The following is a 25979-nucleotide window of genomic DNA, read 5'->3' as shown; positions in this document are numbered from 1 at the left end:
TAAAAGGGTAATCTGGTAAAATAAGAACGGCTTGTAACCGAGAAGTAGAAATGAGAGCAGTAGAAGATTCAGAAGTTAGAAAACAGCTAAAGACTCTCGAAGATTTTATTAAAAGTAATCCAAAATCGGCAGAAATGAAGAGAGCATTAGCAGCTAAATTGGCGTTAGAGGGATATCGCTATGAGAAAATTACAGAAATTTTAGCAGTCTCAGTAGGGTTTATCAGTAAATGGTTTAATGCTTTTAAAGTCGGCGGTAATGAAGCTTTAAAATCCAGGTATAAAGGCACAGAAAGTTATTTAAGCCCAGAAGAAAGAGCGGAAACAATTGCGTGGTTAATTCAGCAAAAAGCTTGGGATATTTCCGAATTAGAAACTTATTTAATTGACAAATATGATGTAGTTTTTCAATCGCGACAAAGCTATTATCAGATTTTTCAAGAAGCGAAAATCTCTTGGCAAAAAGGAGAACAGGTGAATCCTCGATATGATGCAGAATTAACTAAAAAAAAAACCAAGAAATTGCCGCACTTCTCGAAAAACATCGCACCGAAATAGAGGCCAGAAAGCTGGTGGTGTATATTATTGATGAATGCCATCTACTCTGGGACGATATCTGTGGTTATCTGTGGAACTTCATCAAAGAACCAGTGAAAATTCCACTGTTGAATCCCAAAGAAAGACAGACTTATTATGGAGCTTTAGATCTATTAACGAAAGAATTTATTCTCGACCCTTATCCCCAAGGAAATGGAGAAAACACTGTCAATTTTGTCACTCAACTACAACAAAGAAATCCGGGAGCCAAAATTTTATTGATCTGGGATGGAGCTAGTTATCATAGAGGAGAGGAAATGAAAAAATTTTTAACTCAACAGAATCAAGAAATGACTCCCGAAGAATGGAATGTTACTTGTCATAGATTTGCGCCTTACGCTCCCCAAGAAAATCCTGTAGAAGCAATTTGGCTACAGTTAAAAAATTTACTAAGAAGATTTTATCGGTTTGGTAAAAGTTTTGCCATTGTGAAGCGGTTATTTCAGCTTTTTGTTGATTTCAAACTTTTTAATGTTCCTAACTTTAAAAACTACGATGCTTTTTCACAATTCATTTAGACTGGCTATAGTTATGTCAACCTTTTACTAAAGTCTTTTGTAGACATTAACAAAATATTTATATGCAGTAAGAATATTATTATTACTGTACTTAAAATCCTGGTAAGGTTATTATTTCCTAGAATAAGTGTTAATGCCTTTTATTTCACTCTCTAACAACATGGAGGAGCATAATTGTATTCAAGCAAAAAAGCCCGCTTAAGTAAGCGGACTTTATAAATTATTAAATCAATTTATGTTAACGATAAGGCATTATTTATCGTTTTACCAATTTCTTGCTTAACTTCCGCAAGCGAATTGATTTTGGTGTCACTTCTACCAATTCATCGGGGCCGATGTATTCCAAAGCACGTTCCAAACTCATATCTACTGGTGCTTGCAATTGAACCAATTCATCACCACTAGCGGCGCGGTGGTTGGTTAATTGCTTGGTTTTGCAAACGTTGAGTTCTAAGTCTTGGGGTCGGTTGTGTTCGCCCACAATCATGCCTTTGTAAACTTTAATGCTAGGAGTGATAAAGAAAACTCCTCGGTCTTCGGCGTTTTTCATGGCGTAGAAAGTAGCGACACCTTCTTCAAAGGAAATTAAGACTCCGTTGCGACGCAGTTCCACATCTCCGCTAAAGTTACGGTATTCTAAGAAGCTGTGGTTCATGATCCCTTCGCCGCGAGTTAGGCGCATGAATTCTCCTCGGAAACCAATTAAACCACGAGCGGGAATCACAAATTCTAGTTGAGTGCGTCCATTTGAGCCAACTTGCATATCCTGCATTTCGCCTTTGCGTTGTCCTAAGCGTTCGATGCAACCACCAACGCTTTCTTCGGGAACATCTAATACTAATGTCTCGAAGGGTTCGCAGGGTTGTCCGTTGATTTCCCGGTAAATAACTTGGGGTTGGGATACTTGGAATTCGTAACCTTCACGGCGCATGGTTTCGATTAAGATACCCAGGTGTAATTCACCGCGTCCAGAAACTAGGAATTTGTCGGGGGAGTCGGTTTCTTCGACGCGCAAGGCGACGTTGGTTTCTAATTCTCGCATTAAGCGATCGCGCAATTGCCGCGAAGTGACAAATGTTCCTTCTTGTCCGGCAAAAGGTGAATCGTTAACAGAAAATGTCATCTGTAAAGTAGGTTCATCTACTTTAATTAATGGTAAGGCTTGAGGATTATCAGGAATAGTAATTGTTTCCCCAATATTGGCATCACCAAATCCAGCAACAGCGACAATATTTCCAGCGGAAGCTTCTTCAATTTCGATGCGTTTTAGACCTTCAAACCCCAGCAATTTAGTAATTTTGGATTTGACAATATCGCCATTTTCTTTGACTAAAGCTGCTTGTTGACCTGCTTTAATTACGCCGTTGTGAATCCGACCGATGACAATCCGACCTAAATATTCGGAATAATCTAATGTGGTAACTTGCAGTTGTAATGGTTTATCGATGTCGCCTACTGGTGGTGGTACGTGGCGCAAAATTGCTTCAAATAATGGTTGCATATCTGTGCCATCGTCTTCAAGTTTGTCTTTGGCGTAACCTGATAAACCGGAGGCAAATAGATAGGGAAAATCACATTGATCGTCGTCTGCACCTAATTCTAAGAATAGGTCTAATACTTTATCAATTGCGCCGTGAGGGTCGGCTTGGGGGCGATCGATTTTGTTTACAATGACGATCGGACGCAATCCTTTTTCTAAAGCTTTTTTTAACACAAATCTGGTCTGCGGCATGGGGCCTTCGTTGGCATCGACAATCAAAAGGCAACCATCAACCATTCCCAACACCCGTTCGACTTCGCCACCAAAGTCGGCGTGTCCGGGTGTGTCCACGATGTTAACCAGAGTGTCTTTGTAGTGAACTGCGGTATTTTTGGAAAGAATGGTGATTCCGCGTTCCCGTTCAATGGCGTTGGAGTCCATCACGCAGTCAGGTACTTCTTCCCCTTCGCGGAAGATGCCTGATTGTCTGAGTAAAGCATCTACTAGGGTCGTTTTGCCGTGATCTACGTGGGCAATAATAGCTACGTTGCGAATGGGAAGAGTCATATTGATGAGCGTACAGGACTTTTTTGAGGTTTACATAGACAGTTTTGCGGTTCTCTAACAGATTTGTTTGCTAAATTACATTTCTGTAAAGATTCCTTAATAATTTTAGCTTACGGAGTGTCCTTTTGTGTCAGAGATTTGGTGGTGGGTTGGCGTTGGCGTAGCCTGACGTAGTAAAATGTCTGGCACTGAGTCAATCTATTAACTCGCAAAAGTATGCAAATTAAACCAGAAACAGATAGGATTATTTTGACATTTAAAGCTTGTGTAGATTATCAAAGTTCAAATGCAGGAAAATTAATTCACAACTACTGGAATGCTTCATGGCACTATTACATTACTATCTCTGATACCCATGTTTTTAACTTTGGTGGTAATGGATTTGCTGTGTTTCCAATTCCATCGAATACTAAGCAGGTAACACAAGTAAAGTTATTAAATAAAAAAGAAGTGCTTGACAGGTGTTTGATTGCTTTCCAACTCTTCAAAGACTGGCATTATGGGTTATTAGGATGGAATTGCGAACATTTTGCTAGGCTGGTAACAACCAGTGAAGCTGTTAGTTATCAGGTAAAAGAGTCTCCTTTAGCTTGGTTAAATCACAATGGTTATCATCCCTTAGCAATGAAAATAATGAATGAAGCTTATCTAAGTTACAGTTAAATTGAATTGCAAGCAAAATGTTATAATAGTTTATCGTTTCTGACAAATTAGGGCAAATTATCAAGTGTCAAATCCTTTTGAGATAGCTAAAGCGGGAGGGAAACATTCGGGATTTTATAATCAATATGTCAATAAACCAGATCTGGAAATACAAAAAGCTATTCGTTCTCTAGAAAAGCGCATTGCAGAACACCAAAGCTGGATTGAAAACCCAGAATTACATATCCCTAACTTTAGCAGTCTTGACCCTAGACAACAACGCGCACTGATCGAAAATAAATGGTTAAGTGATATTGCGCGTCAGCAAGAACAAAAATTTATTCTCGAAGGTATTCTTCAGGAGAGAAGATAATGACTCAAGAACTGCAAAACTTTATCCAAGACTACGTTACCTTATTGCAAGAAAAATACAACCAATCTTTAATTAAGGTTGAAAAATCTGAAACGGAAGCTGATGCAGCCTTTTACCAAGGAGCAAGCTTTACCTATTATGATGCCCTTGATTTGTTAAAAGCACAATTAGAGGCTTTTGGATATGAAATAGAAAATACTGAAACAATTGTACCTGAATTAGGTAAACCAAAGAAGTTACAGGAAAATATTTAGTCAAATGAATGAACCACAAGATATCAAAGATGAATCTTTGCTTGAGGAAGTTTCCTTTTCTGAAAGTTACATTTTTACACGCCAAGGGGAAACTTTTGCTAAAACAGTAACTTACTTTTTGGCATTAGTGAAGTCAGCGACAGTTGTACATCAATTAGAGGAAATTCAAACTTATACTTGGGCTAATTACGAAACAGCGATTAATCTCATAAGTTATGCACAAAGTAAGCAAATCCTCCAAGATGTGAATCAGTATTTAAGCTGTTGGAATAGAATTTAGTGTCTATAACTATGTTTTTGGGGATTTCATCAATCAATGGTTAGAAATTGGTGCAGAGATCCCCGACTTCTTGAAGAAGTCGGGGATCTAGCTGGCAGTAATTTTAATTTACTTCCTATGGGAGATTGCGCTACATCCAGAAGCAAGGAATATGAGTTGTATAAAGTGAAATCAAAAGTAGCGACAATCAGTTCAGGAGTATTGCATGATTAGTTTGATTGCGAACACCATTGCTTTTATCAGTTCCTTGGTTAAAAGAGTTCAAGTTCAGCGTTTTTTAGCTGTTGTTTTAGTAGGGTTTTTATTCCTCACAACAAACGTTGATTCTGGAGTTAATAACAAAGGTTTGGACAAGAAAATTGATGAAATAGCGCACGATCGCGATTCTGTCAGACCAAAAACTACCAGAGAATGGTATCAAGAAGGACGGGAAACTGAAAATTCTCCTGGTGAAAGACTGGAAAGAATTGGCAAAGAATCAGCAAAAGCTTTTGAAGAATTTGGTTCAGGTTACGTAGAAGGTGCTAAACAAACCGCGAATCAAGCTAAAGAAGCAGCTAAAGATGTCATTCCCTAACTACTAAATCGTCGGATTTGGAAAAAAGACAAAAGACAAATTTGTAGAGCGTGTTAAAGTAAACTTAACATTCTCTACAAAATTTTCTAGATAACATTAAATTTTAATAGTAAACTGGTATTTAACTAAAATATAGTTAAAATATCAATGTTTCTTACAGAACGATTTACAGAAGCACTGGTTTTTGCTACTGAATTACACGCTACCCAAGTTAGGAAGGGAAGTGGTGTTCCCTACATCACACATTTACTCGGTGTTACTAGTATTGCTTTGGAATATGGCGCAAATGAAGACGAAGCAATCGCGGCGCTTTTGCATGATGCCATAGAAGATCAAGGAGGTGCTAAAACTAGGGAAGAAATTCGGCGGCGTTTTGGTGATAATGTAACAGCTATTGTTGATGGTTGTACAGATTCAGAAATTACTCCGAAACCACCTTGGCGGGAAAGGAAGCAAGTTTTTATTGATAGTATTGCGACTGCTTCTCCTTCAGTTTTGTTAGTTTCGGCGGCAGATAAATTGCATAATTCGCGATCGATCTTAAAAGATTACCGAGAATTAGGCGAAGCAGTTTGGAAACATTTTAAAGGAGGCAGAGAAGGCAGTCTTTGGTATTATAAAAGTTTAGTCGCAGCATATCGCAAAGTTTATTTTTCGCCACTAATTGACGAATTGGAACGAGTTGTTACAGAATTAGATTGTTTGGTTAATGGTTAATTATTGGTTTTCTACTAAAGCGCCTCCACAACTAGAACCACAACCAGCTGTACAAGCATAGCAATAATTAGCTGTCTGCACTTGTGGAATTAAATCTAAACTTCCCGCTTCTAATAACTTTGCCACTGTCAAAGTTTCGCCATTGGGGGTTTTTGCTGGCAAGTTTTCCATTTGGTTAAAGTCACAGTCGTAAACATTACCCAAATAGTCAATAGATAACTCATCTCGGCACATCAAATGGGCGATCGTACCTGGGTTAAAATTTGACTCCAAGAAATTTAGATAAGGAGTGTATAGTTTTTGTCGTTCTAAATTTAGCTTGGTTCTGCCGATCGGTAAATTAGTAATGGTGAACAGGTTATTAAAACAAATCTCAAAATGTTCTTGTAAGAACATTTTGTAATCTCTTTCTAATAGTACCTGACTCGGAGTTAAGGAAAACTTCTCCGTACTAGGAACTTGGGGATTATACACTAAATCCAGAATTAAATGCGGCTCTCTACCATAACCCAACTTATTTAACCATTGCAGCGCTTGAATTGAAGCATCATAAACACCATTACCACGCATTTTGTCCACATTATCTTGTAAATAGCAAGGTAAGGAAGCAACAATCTTCAGTTGATTTTTAGCGCAATATTCGGGAATATCAGTAAAACCTTCGACAAAATAAATAGTGAGGTTAGACCTCACAATTACTTGTTTTCCGGTTTCTTTAGCTGCCGCTACCAAAGACTTAAAACCATAATTCATTTCCGGCGCACCGCCAGTTAAATCAACAATCTTAATTTGAGGAAACTTATAAATTAACTCAATTAACTGTTGACAAATTTCTGGAGAAAGTTCTTCAGTTCGTTTTGGCCCAGCTTCTACATGACAATGAGTGCAAGCAAGATTACAACGCTTACCTAAATCAATTTGTAAAACGCTAATTTGATTTTTAGTTAATGGCGCAGTTAATTTTTTACTAAAATTGGTGAGAGTTAATTTTTCAGAACTCGATCGAAGCATTTTTATTTCCTATGAATTATCCGAATTGAAGTCTAGATTAAGTACGTTGTTGCGCTTTAGCGCTTTAGTAGCGCTAAAGCGCAACAACGTACCTAAAAGTTTACTGTAACGAACAATTAACAACAACCGCCACCAGTATAATGCCAAGTTGAATCAGTAATTAAAATTTCCTTACCGGGTAACGAACCTAACTTTTTCGCAGTTTTATCACAAACTACTGCGGGTACACCTCGTTGTAATAAATGTCCTGCTAAGTCATCAAAAAACTCTTCCTTACCAACATAAATGGCTGCTCTACCTGTAAAAATGCAAGCGCCATCTTCAGGAATTAACACTTTAAAAGCCACCGAATCAAGACTTTCTAAAAGTAACGGTTCTGGAAGATTATAACTTTGGCAATCTAAAACTCGGTAGGGACGCTTGGCGCGAATTTCCACTTGTCCAAATCCCACATTAACTAAATGTTGAATATACTCTTCATAAGTTAAGGCACCGGACAAACACATAGCCCGCAAACGTTCATCTTGCCGCAAATGTTCGGGAATTGGACTGGTAGCAATGGGGTCGCTCATAATTAAGCGTCCGCCCGGTTTTAAAACCCGATAAGCTTCTTGGAGAGCTTTAGTTAAATCGGCTGGTTCAAAAATATTAAACAGACAATTTTGTGCTACTACATCCACAGAAGCATCGGCAATTGGAAGATTGAAAGCATCACCTGTACGAATTTCGACAAAACTAACATCAAACCAGGGATTTACTTGAGCCGCAATTTCTAAATTTCGAGTTGCTGCTTGGCGCATTGCTTCTACAGGATCATCGCCATTACTGCACCGGGACGACGACAAAAATAAGCAAATTGCAAAGCCTCTAATCCACCGCCAACACCTACATAAAGTACAGTTGGTTCACCTGCTAATTCTGTGGGATGAACTGTAGTACCACAACCATAGTTCATTTCCTGCATTTGCTTGGGAATTCTTAATCCGGGGAATTGCAGGGGACTACTTTGTACGCAACATAGACCAACTTGTGGTTGTTCTGCTACTTCGGTGTAAAATTTGGCAGTCGTTTCTAAATAGCTCATTTTTAGTCAAAACAAAAAGGACATTTATAACTGTAGAATTTAAAACTTTAATGTGGCAAATTGGTCATGAACTTGATTGTTATTATAATTGCTTTTGCTTAGAGTGAAATCATGGGGAGAAGTTGGCTAATGAGTAGATTTCGGAAAACAGCAATTTTTTTGACTAGTTTAGTTTTTCCTTGGCTGGGAGGACAGGTAAACCAAGTGGGTATCTCTGTTTCTGAAACTCTCCCTGTTGTAGCACAGAATTCGGCGCTGCATTTGATTCAGAAGGGTAGGGGGAGACTAAATATTGGCGGACGTGGCAGAGGTATTGCGGTTGCGTCGGTGATACTTAGACCAATAGGAACTGTTGATTTAGGTTTAACTTATGCCGATGGTAGTGGAACGCTACGGTTTGGCGGTCAGCTAATTTCCCAAACGGAAAATACTCTAACTATTGCGCTGACTAATTCTGGTAATGCTGATGCTTCGGGGGAGGTAACAGTTTCTTATGGCCTTTTTAGTTCTATCAGTTCGATTTCGGGTAACGGTCGTGTGGATGGTAAATCTTTAAATTTCCAATTTAGTGGGGGTTCTTAAGGAAATTATTGCTCAGAACTCAGATCCCCGGCTTCTTGAAGAAGTCGGGGATCTGGGAATTTAGGGAGCTAAAAAGCCCGATCGCAAATTGAAGATAGAGATAATTCAATACATATCCTAATAGAGTCTCAATGATATATTAACAATTCTCAAAGCAATAGCTGATTTTCATGAAGTTATGTATAGGTGATTTTTGCTGAGTAAACAGGTTGAAACCCGGGGAAAAATAATTTTTTTCCTTTAGGTAATCAAGGGGAAAAAAGTAGATAACAGGAGAAGATTCTAAAGAATTTCTGCATTTGGTGCCAAACGAGAAAGTGATGTTTATCCTGATAATTAAGGAGCGCGAAGGAAATGAATTATGATTACTGCTCTACAACAAAAAACATCACCTGAATCTAAAGATAAAGCATTAGTTCTGTGGTTTGAAGAAGTAGGAATTGCTGATATTCCCTTAGTAGGTGGAAAGAATGCCTCGCTGGGAGAAATGATTCAAGAATTGACACCGAAAGGAATAAATGTTCCCACGGGTTTTGCGACAACTGCCTATGCTTATCGGTACTTTATTAAAGGCGCTGGACTAGAAGAAAAGCTACGGCAAATTTTCTCTGATTTAGATGTTGAAGATGTTAATAATTTAAGAGAACGTGGCAAACAAGCACGGGCTTTAATCCTCGATACACCGTTCCCTCCAGATTTGCAAGCGGCGATCGCATCAGCATATCAAAAACTCTGCGATCGCTACGGTTACAATAAAGATATATGCGATCGATTTCAAGGCGCAGCCAAAGAACAGTGCGAAATCCAAAGTCAAGACGTAGACGTAGCTGTGCGTTCGTCGGCGACTGCTGAAGACCTACCAGATGCGAGTTTTGCAGGTCAACAAGAAACTTATTTGAACGTACATGGAGTTAGGTCAGTTTTAGAAGCTTGTCATCGATGTTTTGCTTCTATATTTACCGATCGGGCTATCTCTTATCGGACAATTAAAGGCTTCGATCATTTTGAAGTTGCATTGTCAGTTGGCGTACAAAAAATGGTGCGTTCTGACCTAGCTGCTTCTGGTGTTATGTTCTCCATTGACACCGAAACCGGATTCAAGAATGCCGCTTTAGTTACAGCCGCTTACGGTTTAGGTGAAAACGTAGTTCAAGGTGCCGTAAACCCAGACGAATATTTCGTTTTCAAACCAACTTTAAAAGACGGATATCGCCCAATTTTGGAAAAACGTCTCGGCACAAAAGAGATCAAAATGATCTACGATGTCGGCGGTACTAAACTGACGAAAAACGTCTCAGTAGCGCAATCAGAAAGAGTCAAATATGCTCTCAATGATGACGAAATTCTCACACTGGTCAAATGGGCTTGCATAATTGAAGACCACTATTCAGCAGTTCGCGGTACTTATACACCGATGGACATTGAATGGGCAAAAGATGGTTTAAATGGTGGACTTTATATTGTTCAAGCTCGTCCAGAAACCGTGCAATCACAAAAATCTGGTAGCATCCTGCGTAACTTCAAACTGAATGGCACAGGTAATGTATTGACTACGGGACGTGCAGTGGGAGAAATGATTGGTCAAGGTAAAGCTAATGTCATTCTCGACGTGCATAAGATTGATGAATTCCAACCCGGTCAAGTTTTAGTTACCAACAAGACAGACCCGGATTGGGAACCTATCATGAAGAAAGCTAGTGCGATCGTTACTAACCAAGGTGGACGCACTTGCCACGCAGCGATTATCGCACGGGAAATGGGTATTCCGGCGATCGTCGGTTGCGGCAATGCTACAGGTCTACTCAAAACTGGTCAAGAAGTAACAGTATCTTGTGCAGAAGGTGAAGAAGGACGGGTTTACGAAGGTTTAGTACCTTTTGAAATTCAAGAAACCCAACTCGATAACCTACCGCAAATCAAGACCAAGATTTTGATGAACGTTGGTAATCCTGAAGAAGCTTTTGGTTTATCCTCGATTCCTTGCGACGGTGTTGGTCTAGCACGCTTAGAATTCATTATCGCCAACCACATTAAATGTCACCCATTGGCATTGTTGAAGTTTGACGAATTAGAAGACAAAGCAGCGAAGTGGGAAATTCAACAATTGACCGCTCTCTACGAAAATAAAGCTGACTTCTTCGTAGACAAACTAGCTCATGGTATCGGTATGATTGCGGCAGCATTCTATCCAAAACCTGTGGTGCTGCGGATGTCCGACTTCAAGAGCAATGAATATGCTAACTTGCTCGGTGGACGAGAATTCGAGCCCAAAGAAGAAAACCCGATGATTGGTTGGCGTGGTGCTTCTCGTTACTACGATCCAAATTATCGCGAAGCCTACGGCTTGGAATGTATTGCCTTGAAACGGGTACGCGACGAAATGGGTTTAACCAACGTGATTCCGATGATTCCGTTCTGCCGCACTCCTGATGAAGGACGCAAAGTATTGGCAGAAATGGAAAAATATGGCTTGAAACGTGGCGAAAACGGCTTGCAAGTCTACGTGATGTGCGAAATTCCGAATAACGTGATCATGGCAGACGAGTTTAGCCAAGTGTTTGACGGTTTCTCGATCGGTTCAAACGACCTCACCCAGTTAACATTGGGATTAGACCGTGACTCCGCTTTAGTTGCTCACATCTTCGACGAACGCAACCCTGGCGTTAAAGAAATGGTACGGTTGGTGATTGAAAAAGCCAAGAAGAACGATCGCAAGATTGGTATTTGTGGTCAAGCACCTTCTGACTATCCAGAATTTGCCCGCTTCTTAGTAGAACAAGGAATTGATTCGATCAGCTTGAACCCCGACTCAGTAATCAAGACCCTGCTCGACATTGCCAAAATGGAAAGTGGCAGCTAATAACTAAAGCTTGGTTATAGAGACTTGCGTCTCTACAGTCTCTACTCAGATCTTGCATCAGGGGAGGTAGAACCTCCCAGATCCTCGTTCCCAGGTTCAACCTGGGAACGAAAAATGGAGGCTCTGCTCAGGAATGCAAGATCTGAGTCTACAAAGGCATGGCTCTAGCGGGTATTTCTGCTAGAGCTTTTCTTATTAAGGATATAAGACAAATTGATTGATAGTTACTCTTACAAAAGTCAATAATCTTTTCTTTTATCCTTAAATACTTAATTTTTGCCTTATGCTTGTAATTCGGTAAAAAACCTCTGCCCTAAAAAACCCGTCAAAACCCGCAAAAAGTTATGTTTAAAAAGATTCTGGTGGCAATAGATTCTTTGGAAACGAGCAATAATATTCTGGCAGCAGCTTTGTTTATGGCTAAAACCAGTAATGCAGAATTAATGCTGTTGCACGTCCTCAGTCCTTATGAAAAAGGTTATCCTAACATGAGGATTCAGATAATTAACAACTCCCAAACTTTTACCCATCAGGAAAGTATTACTAGTTATTTAAAACAGAGGGAGAAGTTTGAAGAAAAAAGCTTGGAGTTGTTGCGATCGCATTTGATGCAAGCTATCTCAATGGGGATTAAAGCTGAGATGACGCAAAATTTTGGCGACCCCAAATGGAATATTTGTGACCTAGCTCGAACTTGGGGTGCTGATTTAATAGTCATGGGACGACGAGCTAACTATGGCCTTAAAGATGCCATTCATGGCAGCGTGAGTAACTATGTGCTACATAATTCTCACTGTGCTGTACTTACCTTACAACATCAAGATTAAGTAGGGAAAAGGGAAATTATATATTAACAAAATCCGCGTTTTTTCAATCGATCAACTACCTCATGTAGTCTGGTTAAATTTTTTTGAGATAGGACTTTTCACTCTATTAGGATGGTTTGCGCCGACAAGTCGATCGCATTTTCTACAATAGATCAGAACTAGCACTTTCAAGGTGACTAACAGGAATACATCTTCAATCCTTCGCCCATACTTTAGTATTTTGTGAAGGTTACAAAATCCATCTTCCTGCCATTCACTATCTTGAAAAGGCTAGTCCTAGTTTTGAGTTAGAAAGAGTTGGGTAATTTTTGAATTTTCCCTGGCTTCTCTGCTTTCTAATAAGCACCGCTATTTTTGTTAAATAAAATGAAGACAGTTTTGAAAATCAATTTTATGTCATACATCAGACTCCAATTCTCTTGATATTGCAAATCCAAACGAATCACATCTTCAAAATTGCGAATTTGTGACCTGCCGTTTACTTGCCATTCTCCAGTCATCCCTGGTTTAACATCTAAACGCTGCCATTCAGGAACTTCATATTTTTCCACTTCATCGGGTGTAGGTGGTCTAGTTCCTACTAAACTCATTTCCCCAATTAATACATTCCAAAATTGGGGAATTTCATCTAAACTGGTTTTTCGCAAAAACCGTCCTACTTTGGTAATTCGTGGGTCATTATCGTTTTTAAATAATGGTCCAGCAATTTGGTTTTGCACTTGTGATTTCATCTGTTCAGCATTAGCGCACATAGAACGGAATTTCCACATCCGAAATTTTTTGCCCATCCAACCGCAACGAATTTGACCAAAGAAAATTGGCCCCGGACTGTCTAATTTAATAGCAATGGCGATGGGAACAAATAAAACCGCTGTAATTACTAATCCTACGATTGCTCCTAGAACATCTATCGATCGCTTAATCCAAGAATAGATCGAAGGATGTGTAGGAGGTGGTACAATCTCACTTTTACTGGTAGATTTTTCTGTTTCTGTATTGGTTGTTTGCTCCAGCGGCAAAACTTCATTCAGTCCAGTCAGAGATAAAACTGCCATTACTTGGGGACGCACATCTTTTAATAGTAATTCAATGCCTTTGTCTTTGGTGAGCTTAAAATTGCTAACTAAGGCACCTAAACCACTACTATCCATAAAAGTAGTATCGCTAAAATCGAAAATAATCTTGCCAGGTGGAGTGTCTGCTTGACAAAGTTCCTGACAGTTTTTCCTAAATTCCACCGCTTCTAATACAGTTAAGCGTGGGGGTACTTGAATCAAGGTAGGTTCTTTCAACTCAATCGCCTCAGAATACATAATTTCAACGGTTTAAGTAACTATGTTAGCTAACAGCAAAATTCAGACTTTAATGTTAGTTTGCCTAAAATTCGGGAATTTTTCCAGATCGATCGTTAAGCTTTATGAAAAATTTTTATTTCTTTTGAAAGTATCTTCACAATTGATGGTGACATAAGCCTTGAGTAGATATCTAACAGAATAGGGGGCAAGTTGATTTTACTAAAAGTTATGACAATTTGCCAAAATATAAGCGACAATATGGAACGTGCCGCCTATAGTTAGGTCAAAAGCGATGAATTTCGGAAAAATCCAGAGAATTTTGGCTCCATTTTTACTTGGCTTGTTGTTGTTAGTGTCTTCCTGTGCAACACAAGCTCCTTCGCGCTACGAGCAAGCCCAAAATGCGAGTACGGGTAGAAATGCTACTCCTGCGGTAGTGAAAGTATCTACCCAAGGCTCGCTGTTTAATAAATATTTTCCTAAATCTGGTGGTGGGTATCAAGTAGTACCAGCACAGGAGAAAAAAGGTTTTGCCGAATACAAATTAAAAAAAGATGGTAAAGATGTGGCTGTGCTTTCGGTTTCTGATACGGTGAATAACCCTTCAGCAAAGCAGAAATTTCAAGGTAGTGGAAAAACAATTGCTGGTTATCCAGCGGCTAATATTGGTAATAATGGAACGGCTGTGTTAGTTGCCGATCGCTATCAAGTAAAAGTGCAATCCCGCGATTCATCTTTTACACAAAGCGATCGAGAAGCTTGGCTACAAAAATTCAATCTGCGTGGTATTGCAGCACTGAAATAAACTGTTGGCATCAAATTAAAAACCTAGTGAAACAAGGAAGTTGTTGTGAGTAAACCTATTTACGAGTTGGTTGATGAACTCCCCAAAGGTGGGTTAACAGTATCATCGCTCCATGCCTTAGATTTTGTCATTCCCGGAGAGTGGCAAAATTTAGTCGGTTTTGATAATACGATTCGCACAGTGACAGGGGAAACAGACGAGAGTATAATTCAACAAATTGGCGATCGGGCTGTTACTTTATATAACGACAAATCCCAAGGATATCAAAACGCATTATGGTTGTACCAAACTGTTACCAGTGGCTCAAAATTATTGGGTACGGCTGCATTAGCAAATAAACTGGGTGAAAAGATTTCCTTGCTGGGTTTTTTAGATAAAATCACTCCGAAAGCCGAAAAAGCACAAACCATTGACTTAGGAGTAAAATTAGTCGTGGAATTAGTAGCTTTTTGCCAAATAAACGGAATTCCTGGTGATAGCATTGGTGACTTTTTAGCAGCTTTAGGAGATTATAGCGGCGAGTCTTTAATGCGGATGGCAGCGCTAGTTTGTTTTGATGGATTAATTCCATTGGGGCCAGATTTTATCCAAAAAGTGCTATCTGGTTTTAATAACACAAGTCCTCAAGAACTAGAACAAAATCAAAGCTTTAATAGCGTCAAAGATTTGATTCCCGGTGGTAATCCTGAAGGGCAAAAGAATTTCATTCAGGAAAGCTTTGGTTCAGTTTCCGGGTGGATGAGTAGTTTTGTCAGTTCTCGTGATTTAACACCACAAAAAGTCGCTAAAAATCTCTCAAGTTTTATTGACGTTGCTGATGATAAATTAGATTACCTTGCAGCTTTCTTGGATGTTTCAACTAACTATTATGAACATACAGGAATTCAAACTTTAGCACGGCGTTTAGTTGAAAGAGCATCGGCGGAAATTTAAGAAGAGACTCACATCTTGCAGCAGGGGAGGTAGAACCTCCCAGATCCTCGTTCCCAGGTTGAACCTGGGAACGAAAAATGGAGGCTCTGCTCAGGAGTGCAAGATGTGAGGAGAGGGAACAGGGAATAGGATAAATTTGTTTAACTGAACTGGTGCGACATCTGAGTTAATTGTCTTCTCTGTTCCTTTAGGAAATTTGAACCTTTGTCAAGATTGGGCTGTCTAAATAGAGAGTTGAATGAGATATAAATTATGCCGCAAACTAAAGCGATCGATGAATTAGTTGATAATTTACCGACGAAAAGTACAACTGTTTATTTGTTGCAAGGATTAGATTTTGTTGTGCCTGGGGAGTGGGAAAATATCGTAGGTTTTGATAATATGATTCGGGCGGTGACTGGTAAGAAGGACAAAGATAAAATTAAGAAAATACGCGATCGCGCCCTAAAAATCTACAACGAGCCATCAGAAGGTTATCAAAGAGCGATTTGGTTGTATCAGATTGCGGATACAGCGGATAGTGCGATGGGGGCGATGGCGATCGCAAATAAACTAAGTGAAAAAGTTAGCTTTTTGTCATTCCTAAATAAATTAACGCCCAAATCTGACGTAATTCAAAGCGTCGATCTCGGTTTAAAATTAGTAATTGAATTATTAGCTTTCTCTGCGATTCATCAAATCCCCGTTACCAACTTTGGTGCTTTTGCCAACGGCTTAAGTAAGTATAGCGGACAATCATTAATGCGAATGGCTGCATTAATTTCCGTTGATGCTTTAGTTCCCCTTGGCCCTGATTTTATCAGAAAAGTACATACAAACTTGACTAGTATTAACCCAGCCACTTTACAACAAAACCCAACTTTTCAAAGTATTAGTGGCATGATTCCGGGAAATAGTACAACCGAAAAGTTAGGATTTATGGAACAAAATTTTGCTGCCGTACAAGGGTGGATGAATAACTTTGTGCAATCCCATCAATTAACACCACAAAATGTAGTTAGTCACTTAAAACAATACATTGATTTTGCCGATGATAAATTAGATTACGTTGCCGCATTTTTAGACGTAGCAACCAATTATTATCAGCATACAGGAACACAAAGCGTAGCAAGGCATTTAATTGAAAAAGCCGCTAATTAACTGCCGAAAAACTTATACCAATTCTCTGAAAAATTGCGCTTAATCATAGCCCCTCCCTGTGGACGGGGAGGGGTTTGGGGAGGGGTTTTGCTTCCCCAAAAGCGATTATGGAATACGATAACATTGATTTAATCAATCATTGGGTCAGAATCGATCGTGGCTCTCTTTGGCACTATTGATTACGACGAAGACTACGACTACAAAAAACAACGTCACTAGCTTTAAAATTATAACTCTCGAATAACTCTACAAGGATTTCCCACAGCAACCACGTTTTCAGGAATATTTTTTGTGACTACACTTCCGGCACCAATAGTAGTATTATCGCCGATCGCCACACCCGGACAAATAATTGCCCCACCACCAATCCAAACATTATTACCGATTTTTATTGGTGCAGCGAGTTCTTTTCCTGTTAAACGAATTTTCGGGTCTACTGGATGATAAGCGGTGTAAATTTGCACATAAGGCGCACACAAAACATTGTCGCCAATATGCACAGTATTGCAATCTAAAATTACACAACCATAATTCATGTAAAAGTTGTCACCGACATAAATATGACAACCATAATCGCAATAGAAATGGGGAGTAACTTGGGGGTTTTTTCCGACTTTAGCGAATAGTTGGTGGAGGAGTTGCGATCGCAAATCCCCATCCTCCTCCCCCGTATTATTATACAAACGAGTAAGTTTAGCAGCATTTAAACGCAAAGCTTGTAACTCCGCATCAGCAGCAACATACAACTCACCAGCAAGCATTTTTTCTCTTTCTGTTTTCAATTGTTCCATAATTAGGCAGGGGGGCAGGGGGGCAGAGGGGCAGAGGGGCAAGAAAACTCTGTACGGGCGGGTTTTGTTGTTAAATCTTGTGCTATGAACACAAATTTATCTGCTAAACCCGCCCCTACAAACTCAAAACTTTCCCAGTCCCCAGTCCCCAGTCCCCAGTCCCTAATCCCCTTCATACCTTACTTGCCCGTAATTGTCCACAAGCGGCATCAGCTTCCAAACCTCTAGAATAACGCACGCTGACCGCAATATGTTTATTCTGTAAAACATTCATAAAAGCTTGAATTCGCTTTGCATTTGGGCGTTGATAATCTGCTTCCTGAATCGGATTATAAGGAATTAAATTCACATGACTTTGGAAACCACGCAAATGTTTAGCTAACTCTTCTGCCTGTTCTGGTAAATCATTCACCCCTGCCAACAGGATATATTCAAAGGTTACTCTTCGCCCAGTAACTTGCACATATTCTCGACACTCATCCAGCAAATTTTCCAAAGTGTAATTCTTGGCAGTAGGAATCAATTTTTCCCGCAAACTTTGGTTAGAAGCGTGCAAACTTACTGCCAAAGTAACTTGTAAATGATATTGGGCTAATTGGCGAATTTTTCCCGGAATACCAACAGTAGAAAGCGTAATATTTCGCTGTCCAATACCCACATCTTCATTCAGCGATTTGATTGCCCCGACTACATTTTCTAGATTGATTAAAGGTTCGCCCATGCCCATAAACACAATGTTGCTGACGCGCCTTTGAAAATCTTCTTGCACAGTCAAAACTTGGTCAATAATTTCATGTTTGGCGAGGTTACGTTTAAAACCACCTTTACCAGTGGCGCAAAAATCGCACGCCATCGGACAACCAACTTGGGAAGAAACGCAAACAGTCAGGCGTTTTTCTGTGGGAATACCAACTGTTTCTACAATTTGATTATCGGCTAATCGCAACAAATATTTAACTGTTTCATCTGGGGCAACAGAACGATAATGAACAGTTGACCTACCAATAGAAATATCCGCCAAATTATCACGCCATTGTTTCGGAAAAACTGTAATTTCCGCTAAACTTCTTGCGCCTTTTTCGTATATCCATTGATGCAGCTGTTTTCCTCGATAAGCTGGTTGCCCTTGCTGCTGCACCCAATCGGTTAATTCTGCCACAGAAACACCCAGGAGGGCAGGGGAGGTGGGGAGGTGGGGAGATGGGGAGGTGGGGAGATGGGGGGAATTAAATTTTTCCTTTATCCTTTCTCCTTCTTTCCCTTCTGCCTTTCTTCCGACTTCTGTTCGCTTAGTTAATTTACTTTGCACCATAATTTTTGCCAATACAACCCCAAACCTCTAGCCTAGCTAAAATCATTTGTCATTGGTCATTTGTTCAATCTTGAGGCGGAGCCTCTGTTTCTCGTTCCCAGGTTCAACCTGGGAACGAGGTGAAAGGAGGTTCTACCTTCATTGCAACCATTACCAATGATTAACGACCAACGACCAACTACCAACAACCAATGACTAATGACTAAACTGTAACTACGGTATCTGCCTGAGTGATGCCGATCGCACCAGAATAAATCAATCCTCGCTGCATATCCAGAGTTAAAATTGCCCCATCGCGGATGCAATGAGTAGCGTTTTTCACGCCAACAATTACCGGGATACCCAAACGCAAACCGATAACGGCAGCGTGACTGGTGAGACTTTCGTCTTCGGTGACAATTCCTGCGGCTTTGCGAATGGCATCGACAAATTCAGCATTGGTACGGGAGGCAACTAAAATTTCTCCGGGGTTAAAGTTAGAAACATTTTTATAGTTAGCTGCAACTCTTGCCCTACCGCTGACAGAACCAGTACCCAAAGCTGTTCCTTTGCCAAGTACTGCTGTAACTACTTCCACTTTAATCAAATCTGTAGAACCGGATACGCCTTGCAGGGTTCCCGCAGTCATTACTACTAAGTCACCTTCGGTAACTAGATGATTTTCCCTGGCTACGTTGATGGCAGCTTGGAAGGTTTGACTGGTGGAAGGTAAATCTAAAACCAACAAGGGTTTAACGCCCCAAACTAGTTGTAGTTGTCGGGCAACATCGACGTGGGGTGTAATTGCCAAAATCGGGGTTTTTGGGCGGAATTTGGAGACGTTTCTGGCTGTTGCCCCTGATTTAGTCAAACTCATGATTGCCGTAGCGTCTAGCTGTTCGGCGATATGTCCGACTGCTTGGCTGATGGCGTTGGGAATGGAAGGGCTGGTGTGGGCAATGGTGGCGACGGTTGGTTGTTGGGCTTGTTCTTGTTCGATTCTGACGGCGATGCGTGCCATTGTCGCTACGGCTTCGATGGGGTATTTACCCACAGCAGTTTCGTTGGAAAGCATCACTGCATCGGTTCCATCGAGGATAGCATTGGCTACGTCGGAGATTTCGGCGCGAGTGGGACGGGGACTACCCACCATGCTATCTAGCATTTGGGTGGCAGTGATGATCGGTATGCCTAAACGGTTGGCGAGGACGATTAATCGCTTTTGTAAGATGGGTACCTCTTCTGCGGGTAGTTCTACGCCTAAGTCGCCTCTGGCAACCATTACGCCATCACACAGGGGGAGGATGGCTTCCATTTGTTCGATCGCTTCATGCTTTTCTATTTTCGCAATTACTGGCACTTGTTTTCCAGCGCTGAAAATCAATTCTTTGATTTCTAACACATCTTGAGGGTTTCGCACGAAGCTTAATGCTACCCAGTCTACTCCTTGGTCTAACCCAAACATTAGGTCTTTGCGGTCTTTGTCGGTAAGGGCTTTGATGGAAAGGTAGACTCCGGGGAAGTTTACGCCTTTGTTGTTAGAAAGCACTCCACCGACGACGACGCAGCAAAGTAGTTCTTGGGTGGTGCGATCGACTTTTTCTACAACCATCTCTACTTTACCGTCGTCTAGGAGGATGGTAGCGCCTTCGGGTACTTCTTCCGCTAGTCGATCGTAGGTGACAGAACTAATTTCTTCGTTGCCTAACACCGGACGATTGGTTAAAGTAAAGCGATCGCCTTTTTTCACCACTACAGACCCTTGTTCAAATTGCCCTAATCTAATCTTCGGGCCTTGTAAGTCTTGCAGTATCCCCACAGGCTGATTAAGCTCAAAGGAAGTTTGCCGAATCAAGCGAATACTCCTTTGGTGGTCTTCGTGAGTACCGTGAGAAAAGTTTAGCCGTAAAGTGGTGGCACCAGCTTCGATTAAAGCACGCAAAACTTCAGGACTGCGCGTGGCAGGGCCAATAGTGGCTACTATTTTTGTTCTTCTTAGGTATTTTTCTGATGGCATTTTGACTTATCCACAAAGGTAGAAGGAGTCTGGGGACTGGGAAAGATTGACCAAGATTTACAGAATCCTGCTTATCATGTAAATCCATAAATCTCGATCGAGTTTGAGTTATGAGTTACAAGTTAAAGAAAATTCTATAATCTAACACTTCCCTACTCACAACTTTTCACTCTACCTCAATCAGCAATCAACAAGCTTTATTGTTTGAGTGACAGTATCGTATACTACGCGATGGAAGTTAACAGGAGTTATGATACTGATGTCGGAGGCAAAAAAGCCGCTGACAGTACCAAAGGAGTTGTTGCAACCTCCCGGCGATTTTAACCCTACGCTGCTGATGTTTTGTGTCGCAGTCGGAATGGTCATACTTTCCACTTGCGGGTATTGGTGCTGGGAATGGCCTGATTGGTGCTGTTTTTCGATTAATGTAATTGCTTTGCACATGGTCGGGACTGTGATTCATGATGCGTCTCACAATGCTGCCCATCGCGATCGGGTTATCAATGCTATGTTAGGGCATGGTAGCGCCCTAATGTTAGGTTTTGCTTTTCCAGTTTTTACCCGGGTACATATTCAACATCACGCCCATGTGAACGACCCGGATAATGACCCCGACCATTTTGTTTCTACTGGTGGGCCATTATGGTTAATTGCGGCAAGATTTTTCTATCACGAAGTTTACTTTTTCAAACGGCGTTTATGGCGCAAATATGAGTTGTGGGAATGGTTTTTCAGCCGATTGTTTGTCGCCACAATTGTCTATTTTGCTTGCCAACATGGATTTTTGGGCTATATTTTGAATTTCTGGTTTTCCCCTGCTTTAGTAGTAGGTTTGGCGTTAGGGTTGTTTTTTGATTATCTCCCCCATCGTCCTTTTCAGGAGCGCGATCGCTGGAAAAATGCTAGAGTCTACCCTAGCCCCATTCTTAACATCCTGATTTTAGGTCAAAACTATCACCTAATTCATCATTTGTGGCCTTCTATTCCCTGGTATAATTACCAAACTGCCTATCGTGCCACTCAGCCTCTTTTAGATGAAAAGGGCTGTTATCAAACTTTGGGATTGTTACAGGGTAAAGATTTTTGGAGTTTTGTTTACGACATCTTTTTAGGAATTCGTTTTCATGGTAAAAAGAATTCTCCCCAGCCGTTGGAAGAAGCTTAACAAAATTTCTTGAACATATCTATAAATTGATTGAAACTTAAATAACTCACCAGAAGCAAGAATCAACCTTGCTTCTTTTTTTATCACTAGGTTCGTTGTAAGCACTTTAGTGCTTTTGTTGAGGAATGCACGACTAAAGTCGTCACAACGAACTTAATTTTAATTTAATTAACCGAACAAACATTACAGTGTAGAATTTTTTCTTAATAAGTTAGACCAAGAGATCGAATATGCTCGCTGACAATCAACTGTATAATGAGACTTACTACCTAGATAACAACTTAGACCTTTCTGTAGCTTTAAGTAATGGCGTTATTAGTAGTGGTTTGGCTCACTTTAACGGCATTGGAAAATTTGAAAATCGCAGTCCTAGTGCTTTCTTTGATAGCGAATTTTATTTACAAACTTATGCTGATGTAGCTGCGGCTGTTCAGAGTCGGAGAATTACTGCTTTTGACCACTTTATTTTATCCGGTCAATTTGAAGGTCGCAATCCTAATTCGGCATTCAATACCGCACGTTATTTACAACAAAATCCAGATGTAGCATCGGTTGTGCGGAGAGGTGATATTACAGCCTTTGAACATTTTGTCGAAAATGGGATCGCAGAAGGTCGTTCTCCCGCTAATATTTTCAATCAACCAGAACCGGAGAAATGGGCTTTTTCTTTACCGAATTATACCATTCAACACCAAGGAATCAATAACCTAAATATCAATGTCGCGTATACTTTTAAAGAGGGAACTACTTATTCACAATACCCAGATTTTGTGCCGATTTATCAAAGTGTCGATCGCTTTTTAACTAACTATCCCAACGAAACCGATTTCTGGGAGATTATCAACAAAAATCTGACGCAAAAACTTTTGGATGAAAATCCAGTAATGCAATCTGTGACTGTTGATATTGATGTTTTACCAAGTATTTCCCTACCTTATCAACGTTCTAGTACAGTTACCCGTGACAGGCAAGGAAAATTAGAGGAAAAATGGGATTTCCAAATTCCTCAATATACTATTCAACACCAAGGGTTAAACACTTTAAACCTTGATGTTAGTTATACTTTTAAACCAGGAATAAGTAATAGAGAGTATCCTGATTTTGTGCCGATTTATAACCGGATCAATAACTTTTTGATTAACTATCCCAACGAAACGGATTTCTGGGAAATCCTAAATAAAAACTTAACTCAGCAAATCCTTTCGGAAAATCCCGAATTTGCTGACTTCAAAGTTAATTTAGAAGTGCTGCCAACCAACAATTTACCATATACTAGAAGCAGCACTGTTACTCGAACTCAACCGCAGTCATTAAACGTGCCGGAAACCTTTTTAGTAGGAAATACTAGAGGTAACAATGTAGTCAGATTTGATGCTAAAACAGGTAATTTTTTAGGTGAATTTATTACTGCTGGTAGTGGAGGATTATTCGCACCCGATAACATTATTGTAGGGCCTGATGGTAATAATGATGGGATTAGCGACCTTTACATTACTAGCGGTGATAAACCTGCAACTTCTACAGAACAAGGTGCTTCGGGAATTTTGCGTTTTGATGGAAGAACGGGGGCATTTATCGATCGCTTTGTCACCGACAATCCCAACACTCCCAACATAGATGAAACCGGGGGTTTATTGCGTCCTTACGGTTCCGCATTTGGCCCCGATGGTAAACTCTATGTTAGCAGTTTCTTAACTGACCAAATTTTACGTTATGACGGCACAACTGGGCAATTTATTGATGTTTTTGCTAGAGGAAATCAACAAGCTGGGGGATTAAATGGTCCGAATGGAATAATTTTTAGTCCTGATGGTTTTCTCTACGTTACTACCCAAGGAAGTGTAGCCATAAACGGTCAACCAGACTTCAGTGCTGGCTTACCTAGTCAGGTGTTGCGTTATGATATTAAAACAGGTGAATCAAGAGTATTTGCTTCTCCTGAAGCTACACCTAATGGCAATGGTTTTGTCAGTCTTTTAGGGTTAGCTTTTGGCCCTAATGATGGTTTCCTTTACGTTAGTGATTTCGCCAATGATATCCGCAAATATAACGCGCAAACAGGGCAATTGTTGAATATATTTTCAACAAATTACACGGGAACAAATGCAACTAATAACTTCACAGGTGGGTTAACTTTTGCGGAAGATGGTAATCTTTATACTGTGGGGTTTGACTATCGACAAGGTGCGAATAATATTGGAGCAATTTTAGGAGTCGATCCGGTTACTGGGGCAAAAATTCCGGCACCAAACAATCCAAATAGTAATACTTTTGTACCGCCAAATTCTAACTTGAATCGTCCAGTGGGAATTCTTTCTTATATTCCCACAACTACAGGAGATTTACGCGAAGAATGGTCGTTTAAATTCCAAAATTACCCAATTCAACATCAAGGTTTGAATAATTTGAATATTGATGTTGATTACGTCTACAAAAAGGGAATCAAAAATAATGAATACCCGGATTTTGTACCAATTTATCAGGGAGTAGATCAGTATTTGAAGAATTACCCAAATGAAAGTGATTTTTGGGAAATCTTGAATAAGAATGTGACCCAGAAAGTTTTAGCAGAAAATTCGGCAATTGATGCTATAATTATTAACTGGAACGTGCTGCCATCGGTGGCTTTGCCTTACGATCGCTCTAGTATTGTAACGCGGAATCGCCAAGGTTTACTAGAAGAGAAATGGAATTTCAAAATTCCTAATTATCCCATTGTACATCAGGGCTTAAACACCTTGAATTTAGATGTAAATTACACCTTCAAACAAGGGATAACTAATGCAGAATATCCTGATTTTGTACCGATTTACAAGCGGGTAGATCAAGTGTTGCGGAATTACCCAGATGAAAATCAATTCTGGGAAATTCTGAACCGAAATTTGACTAGCTTAGTATTAGATGAAAATCCGGTATTGGCAGATGCTACTATTCAGGTAGCTGTTTTACCAACGGAAAGATTGCCGTATAATCGGGCTAGTTTGGTAACGCGATCGCAATTCTAAATAAAAAGTAAGTTGTTGCGCTTTAGCGCTGAAGCGCAACAACTTACCTTTTTGTTAAAATTATTAATTATTGACGAAGGTAGCTGATATGTCTCAAAGCGTTACCTCCGAACCAATTTTAGAACCAATTGTAGAGGAGATTCAGTTTCCCCCTGGTGATTTGTGGAGTGATGAACCGCCGTTGGAAAGTGATTTACATCGGGATCAAATTGAGTTGCTGATTCGCCTGTTAAAGTGGTGGTGGCGCGATCGTCAGGACTTCTACGTTACTGGCAACCTAACAATTTATTATAGTCCCAATCAGCGCAAATCAGAATATTTTCGTGGCCCTGATTTTTTCGTGGTATTGGGAACGGAAAAAAAAGACCGCAGAAGTTGGGTAGTTTGGCAAGAAGATGGCAAATATCCCCATGTCATTGTCGAACTTTTATCTAATTCAACTGCTGCGGTTGATAAAGGTCTAAAAAAGCAAATTTACCAAGATAACTTTCGCACTTTAGATTACTTTTGGTTCCATCCAGACACCTTGGAATTCAAAGGTTTTCATTTAGTAGAAGGTGAATATCAGGAAATTGCACCAAACGAGCAAGGTTGGTTGTGGAGTCAGCAGTTACAATTATTCTTAGGAATTCATCAGAGAAAACTGCGATTTTTCACAGCTGAAGGTAATTTAATTCCTTTACCAGAGGAGGAAATGCAGCAAGAAGCAGATCAGGAACGCCAACGTGCGGAACAAGCGGAACAAGAATTAGAAAGGTTGAGGACATTATTACGTTCCCAAGGAGTTGAGCCAGAAAATTTGTAAGATCGTTTTCTGATTAAAAGTTATTTCTCAACAAAAAACTGCTATTTGTTTGTGTAAAGATAGCAGTTTTTTATTTTGAATCAGTCATTAATTGTTACAAACTGCTGACACCAAAAAGCGATCGCTACACTATTCTCCTCTTTGCATCAGCAGCATTTCGCTTGACTCCTTCTATCACCCTTGCTGGTTCATTCACCTACATCTTTACCGACTTGGTGCGAGTCAACGCCTCAACTAAGTGCTGCTGCTGTATATTGGTTAGGTACAGATGATTCTACAATGATGAACTCACCTACAAGCGCTCCATTTCTACAAGAAGTAGTTAATAATTACCGACGCTTACGTTCTGCTTCTAAGGGTTAGT

The 25979-nt window shown here is 40.2% G+C and carries 23 protein-coding genes and 1 pseudogene; 17 read left to right on the top strand and 7 right to left on the bottom strand.

The annotated features are described in order from the left end of the window. The first annotated feature begins 50 nt into the window (after positions 1 to 50). Positions 51 to 1114 (top strand): IS630 family transposase gene (locus ACE1CA_RS16525; protein ID WP_486517407.1). Its coding sequence is split into 2 segments (ribosomal slippage): positions 51 to 507 and positions 507 to 1114, totalling 1065 coding nucleotides; the frame shifts between segments, so codons are not numbered across the junction. Between the two features lie 256 nt (positions 1115 to 1370). Here the strand turns inward: ACE1CA_RS16525 and typA are convergent. Further along, positions 1371 to 3161: a translational GTPase TypA gene (gene typA, locus ACE1CA_RS16520; RefSeq protein ID WP_413276926.1), complete on the bottom strand. Its 1791-nt coding sequence runs from the start codon at positions 3159 to 3161 to the stop codon at positions 1371 to 1373. A 216-nt stretch (positions 3162 to 3377) separates the two neighbouring features. Here typA and ACE1CA_RS16515 point away from each other — a divergent pair, with 216 nt between their 5' ends. From ACE1CA_RS16515 to ACE1CA_RS16490, 6 genes are all read left to right on the top strand, one after another. Further along, positions 3378 to 3824 (top strand): hypothetical protein, encoded by a 447-nt coding sequence (locus ACE1CA_RS16515; protein ID WP_413276925.1) that lies wholly within the window; start codon positions 3378 to 3380, stop codon positions 3822 to 3824. Between the two features lie 64 nt (positions 3825 to 3888). Next, positions 3889 to 4176: a hypothetical protein gene (locus ACE1CA_RS16510; RefSeq protein ID WP_413276924.1), complete on the top strand. Its 288-nt coding sequence runs from the start codon at positions 3889 to 3891 to the stop codon at positions 4174 to 4176. Then, a complete protein-coding gene (locus tag ACE1CA_RS16505) occupies positions 4176 to 4430 on the top strand; it encodes a hypothetical protein (protein ID WP_413276923.1) in 255 nt (84 codons plus the stop codon). The genes ACE1CA_RS16510 and ACE1CA_RS16505 overlap by 1 nt, the downstream gene beginning before the upstream one ends. Before the next feature lie 4 nt (positions 4431 to 4434). Then, positions 4435 to 4710 (top strand): NUDIX hydrolase, encoded by a 276-nt coding sequence (locus ACE1CA_RS16500; protein WP_413276922.1) that lies wholly within the window; start codon positions 4435 to 4437, stop codon positions 4708 to 4710. 205 nt (positions 4711 to 4915) lie between these two features. Next, complete coding sequence (locus ACE1CA_RS16495; RefSeq protein ID WP_413276921.1) at positions 4916 to 5287, top strand: hypothetical protein; 372 nt, start codon at positions 4916 to 4918, stop codon at positions 5285 to 5287. A 147-nt stretch (positions 5288 to 5434) separates the two neighbouring features. Then, positions 5435 to 6004, top strand: a complete 570-nt coding sequence (locus tag ACE1CA_RS16490; RefSeq protein WP_413276920.1) for an HD domain-containing protein — start codon at positions 5435 to 5437, stop codon at positions 6002 to 6004. On the opposite strand, the gene arsS is transcribed toward ACE1CA_RS16490, so the two are convergent. Continuing rightward, a complete protein-coding gene (gene arsS / locus ACE1CA_RS16485; RefSeq protein ID WP_413276919.1) occupies positions 6005 to 7015 on the bottom strand; it encodes an arsenosugar biosynthesis radical SAM (seleno)protein ArsS in 1011 nt (336 codons plus the stop codon). 116 nt (positions 7016 to 7131) lie between these two features. Continuing rightward, a pseudogene (arsM, locus tag ACE1CA_RS16480) lies at positions 7132 to 8099 on the bottom strand (arsenosugar biosynthesis arsenite methyltransferase ArsM). 129 nt (positions 8100 to 8228) lie between these two features. Between arsM and ACE1CA_RS16475 the strand changes: the two are divergent. From ACE1CA_RS16475 to ACE1CA_RS16465, 3 genes are all read left to right on the top strand, one after another. Further along, positions 8229 to 8681, top strand: coding sequence for a hypothetical protein (locus ACE1CA_RS16475; protein WP_413278542.1), 453 nt, complete (start codon positions 8229 to 8231; stop codon positions 8679 to 8681). Positions 8682 to 9042: 361 nt separating this feature from the next. Continuing rightward, the gene (gene ppsA, locus ACE1CA_RS16470; RefSeq protein ID WP_413278543.1) at positions 9043 to 11541 is read left to right on the top strand and encodes a phosphoenolpyruvate synthase; all 2499 of its coding nucleotides are present in this window, start codon (positions 9043 to 9045) and stop codon (positions 11539 to 11541) included. A gap of 344 nt (positions 11542 to 11885) precedes the next feature. Then, positions 11886 to 12368 (top strand): universal stress protein, encoded by a 483-nt coding sequence (locus ACE1CA_RS16465; protein ID WP_413278544.1) that lies wholly within the window; start codon positions 11886 to 11888, stop codon positions 12366 to 12368. A gap of 335 nt (positions 12369 to 12703) precedes the next feature. Here the strand turns inward: ACE1CA_RS16465 and ACE1CA_RS16460 are convergent, their stop codons facing one another. Next, positions 12704 to 13681 carry an exopolysaccharide biosynthesis polyprenyl glycosylphosphotransferase gene (locus ACE1CA_RS16460; RefSeq protein WP_413278545.1) on the bottom strand — a complete coding sequence of 326 codons (978 nt, stop codon included), beginning with the start codon at positions 13679 to 13681 and terminating at the stop codon, positions 12704 to 12706. 274 nt (positions 13682 to 13955) lie between these two features. Here ACE1CA_RS16460 and ACE1CA_RS16455 point away from each other — a divergent pair, with 274 nt between their 5' ends. The 3 genes from ACE1CA_RS16455 to ACE1CA_RS16445 all read left to right on the top strand — a co-directional run bounded on the left by ACE1CA_RS16455 (position 13956) and on the right by ACE1CA_RS16445 (position 16541). Next, positions 13956 to 14468: a hypothetical protein gene (locus ACE1CA_RS16455; protein ID WP_413278546.1), complete on the top strand. Its 513-nt coding sequence runs from the start codon at positions 13956 to 13958 to the stop codon at positions 14466 to 14468. Positions 14469 to 14513: 45 nt separating this feature from the next. Beyond that, the gene (locus ACE1CA_RS16450) at positions 14514 to 15401 is read left to right on the top strand and encodes a hypothetical protein (RefSeq protein ID WP_413278547.1); all 888 of its coding nucleotides are present in this window, start codon (positions 14514 to 14516) and stop codon (positions 15399 to 15401) included. Positions 15402 to 15653: 252 nt separating this feature from the next. Further along, positions 15654 to 16541, top strand: coding sequence for a hypothetical protein (locus ACE1CA_RS16445; RefSeq protein ID WP_413278548.1), 888 nt, complete (start codon positions 15654 to 15656; stop codon positions 16539 to 16541). A 227-nt stretch (positions 16542 to 16768) separates the two neighbouring features. Here ACE1CA_RS16445 and ACE1CA_RS16440 read toward each other — a convergent pair whose 3' ends face one another. The 3 genes from ACE1CA_RS16440 to pyk form a co-directional block, all read right to left on the bottom strand. Further along, positions 16769 to 17332 (bottom strand): sugar O-acetyltransferase, encoded by a 564-nt coding sequence (locus ACE1CA_RS16440; RefSeq protein ID WP_413278549.1) that lies wholly within the window; start codon positions 17330 to 17332, stop codon positions 16769 to 16771. A 172-nt stretch (positions 17333 to 17504) separates the two neighbouring features. Next, the gene (rlmN, locus tag ACE1CA_RS16435; RefSeq protein ID WP_486517406.1) at positions 17505 to 18644 is read right to left on the bottom strand and encodes a dual-specificity RNA methyltransferase RlmN; all 1140 of its coding nucleotides are present in this window, start codon (positions 18642 to 18644) and stop codon (positions 17505 to 17507) included. A gap of 202 nt (positions 18645 to 18846) precedes the next feature. Then, positions 18847 to 20640, bottom strand: coding sequence for a pyruvate kinase (pyk, locus tag ACE1CA_RS16430; protein WP_413278551.1), 1794 nt, complete (start codon positions 20638 to 20640; stop codon positions 18847 to 18849). 259 nt (positions 20641 to 20899) lie between these two features. Between pyk and crtR the strand changes: the two genes are divergently transcribed. The 4 genes from crtR to ACE1CA_RS16410 all read left to right on the top strand — a co-directional run bounded on the left by crtR (position 20900) and on the right by ACE1CA_RS16410 (position 25978). Then, complete coding sequence (crtR, locus tag ACE1CA_RS16425; RefSeq protein WP_413278557.1) at positions 20900 to 21805, top strand: beta-carotene hydroxylase; 906 nt, start codon at positions 20900 to 20902, stop codon at positions 21803 to 21805. Positions 21806 to 22035: 230 nt separating this feature from the next. Further along, positions 22036 to 24810, top strand: a complete 2775-nt coding sequence (locus ACE1CA_RS16420; RefSeq protein ID WP_413278552.1) for a Vgb family protein — start codon at positions 22036 to 22038, stop codon at positions 24808 to 24810. Between the two features lie 88 nt (positions 24811 to 24898). After that, complete coding sequence (locus tag ACE1CA_RS16415; protein WP_413278553.1) at positions 24899 to 25615, top strand: Uma2 family endonuclease; 717 nt, start codon at positions 24899 to 24901, stop codon at positions 25613 to 25615. A 180-nt stretch (positions 25616 to 25795) separates the two neighbouring features. After that, on the top strand, positions 25796 to 25978 hold the full coding sequence (locus tag ACE1CA_RS16410; protein WP_413278554.1) for a hypothetical protein: 183 nt from the start codon (positions 25796 to 25798) through the stop codon (positions 25976 to 25978). The last annotated feature ends 1 nt before the right edge of the window (position 25979 follow it).

This window comes from Floridaenema evergladense BLCC-F167 (assembly GCF_041929205.2).
Classification (GTDB): Bacteria; Cyanobacteriota; Cyanobacteriia; order Cyanobacteriales; family Aerosakkonemataceae; genus Floridanema; species Floridanema evergladense.
This window is presented reverse-complemented; position numbering and strand designations above follow the sequence as displayed.

What these genes read in the sequence shown, in the direction of transcription:
- ACE1CA_RS16415 (WP_413278553.1), top strand. Translation starts at nt 24,899, where the DNA reads ATGTCTCAAAGCGTTACCTCCGAACCAATTTTAGAACCAATTGTAGAG.
- ACE1CA_RS16500 (WP_413276922.1), top strand. Translation starts at nt 4,435, where the DNA reads ATGAATGAACCACAAGATATCAAAGATGAATCTTTGCTTGAGGAAGTT.
- ACE1CA_RS16475 (WP_413278542.1), top strand. Translation starts at nt 8,229, where the DNA reads ATGAGTAGATTTCGGAAAACAGCAATTTTTTTGACTAGTTTAGTTTTT.
- arsS (WP_413276919.1), bottom strand. Translation starts at nt 7,015, where the DNA reads ATGCTTCGATCGAGTTCTGAAAAATTAACTCTCACCAATTTTAGTAAA.
- ACE1CA_RS16490 (WP_413276920.1), top strand. Translation starts at nt 5,435, where the DNA reads ATGTTTCTTACAGAACGATTTACAGAAGCACTGGTTTTTGCTACTGAA.
- ppsA (WP_413278543.1), top strand. Translation starts at nt 9,043, where the DNA reads ATGATTACTGCTCTACAACAAAAAACATCACCTGAATCTAAAGATAAA.
- ACE1CA_RS16465 (WP_413278544.1), top strand. Translation starts at nt 11,886, where the DNA reads ATGTTTAAAAAGATTCTGGTGGCAATAGATTCTTTGGAAACGAGCAAT.
- ACE1CA_RS16505 (WP_413276923.1), top strand. Translation starts at nt 4,176, where the DNA reads ATGACTCAAGAACTGCAAAACTTTATCCAAGACTACGTTACCTTATTG.
- ACE1CA_RS16460 (WP_413278545.1), bottom strand. Translation starts at nt 13,681, where the DNA reads ATGTATTCTGAGGCGATTGAGTTGAAAGAACCTACCTTGATTCAAGTA.
- pyk (WP_413278551.1), bottom strand. Translation starts at nt 20,640, where the DNA reads ATGCCATCAGAAAAATACCTAAGAAGAACAAAAATAGTAGCCACTATT.
- ACE1CA_RS16445 (WP_413278548.1), top strand. Translation starts at nt 15,654, where the DNA reads ATGCCGCAAACTAAAGCGATCGATGAATTAGTTGATAATTTACCGACG.
- typA (WP_413276926.1), bottom strand. Translation starts at nt 3,161, where the DNA reads ATGACTCTTCCCATTCGCAACGTAGCTATTATTGCCCACGTAGATCAC.
- ACE1CA_RS16495 (WP_413276921.1), top strand. Translation starts at nt 4,916, where the DNA reads ATGATTAGTTTGATTGCGAACACCATTGCTTTTATCAGTTCCTTGGTT.
- rlmN (WP_486517406.1), bottom strand. Translation starts at nt 18,644, where the DNA reads ATGGTGCAAAGTAAATTAACTAAGCGAACAGAAGTCGGAAGAAAGGCA.
- crtR (WP_413278557.1), top strand. Translation starts at nt 20,900, where the DNA reads ATGTCGGAGGCAAAAAAGCCGCTGACAGTACCAAAGGAGTTGTTGCAA.
- ACE1CA_RS16440 (WP_413278549.1), bottom strand. Translation starts at nt 17,332, where the DNA reads ATGGAACAATTGAAAACAGAAAGAGAAAAAATGCTTGCTGGTGAGTTG.
- ACE1CA_RS16420 (WP_413278552.1), top strand. Translation starts at nt 22,036, where the DNA reads ATGCTCGCTGACAATCAACTGTATAATGAGACTTACTACCTAGATAAC.
- ACE1CA_RS16515 (WP_413276925.1), top strand. Translation starts at nt 3,378, where the DNA reads ATGCAAATTAAACCAGAAACAGATAGGATTATTTTGACATTTAAAGCT.
- ACE1CA_RS16455 (WP_413278546.1), top strand. Translation starts at nt 13,956, where the DNA reads ATGAATTTCGGAAAAATCCAGAGAATTTTGGCTCCATTTTTACTTGGC.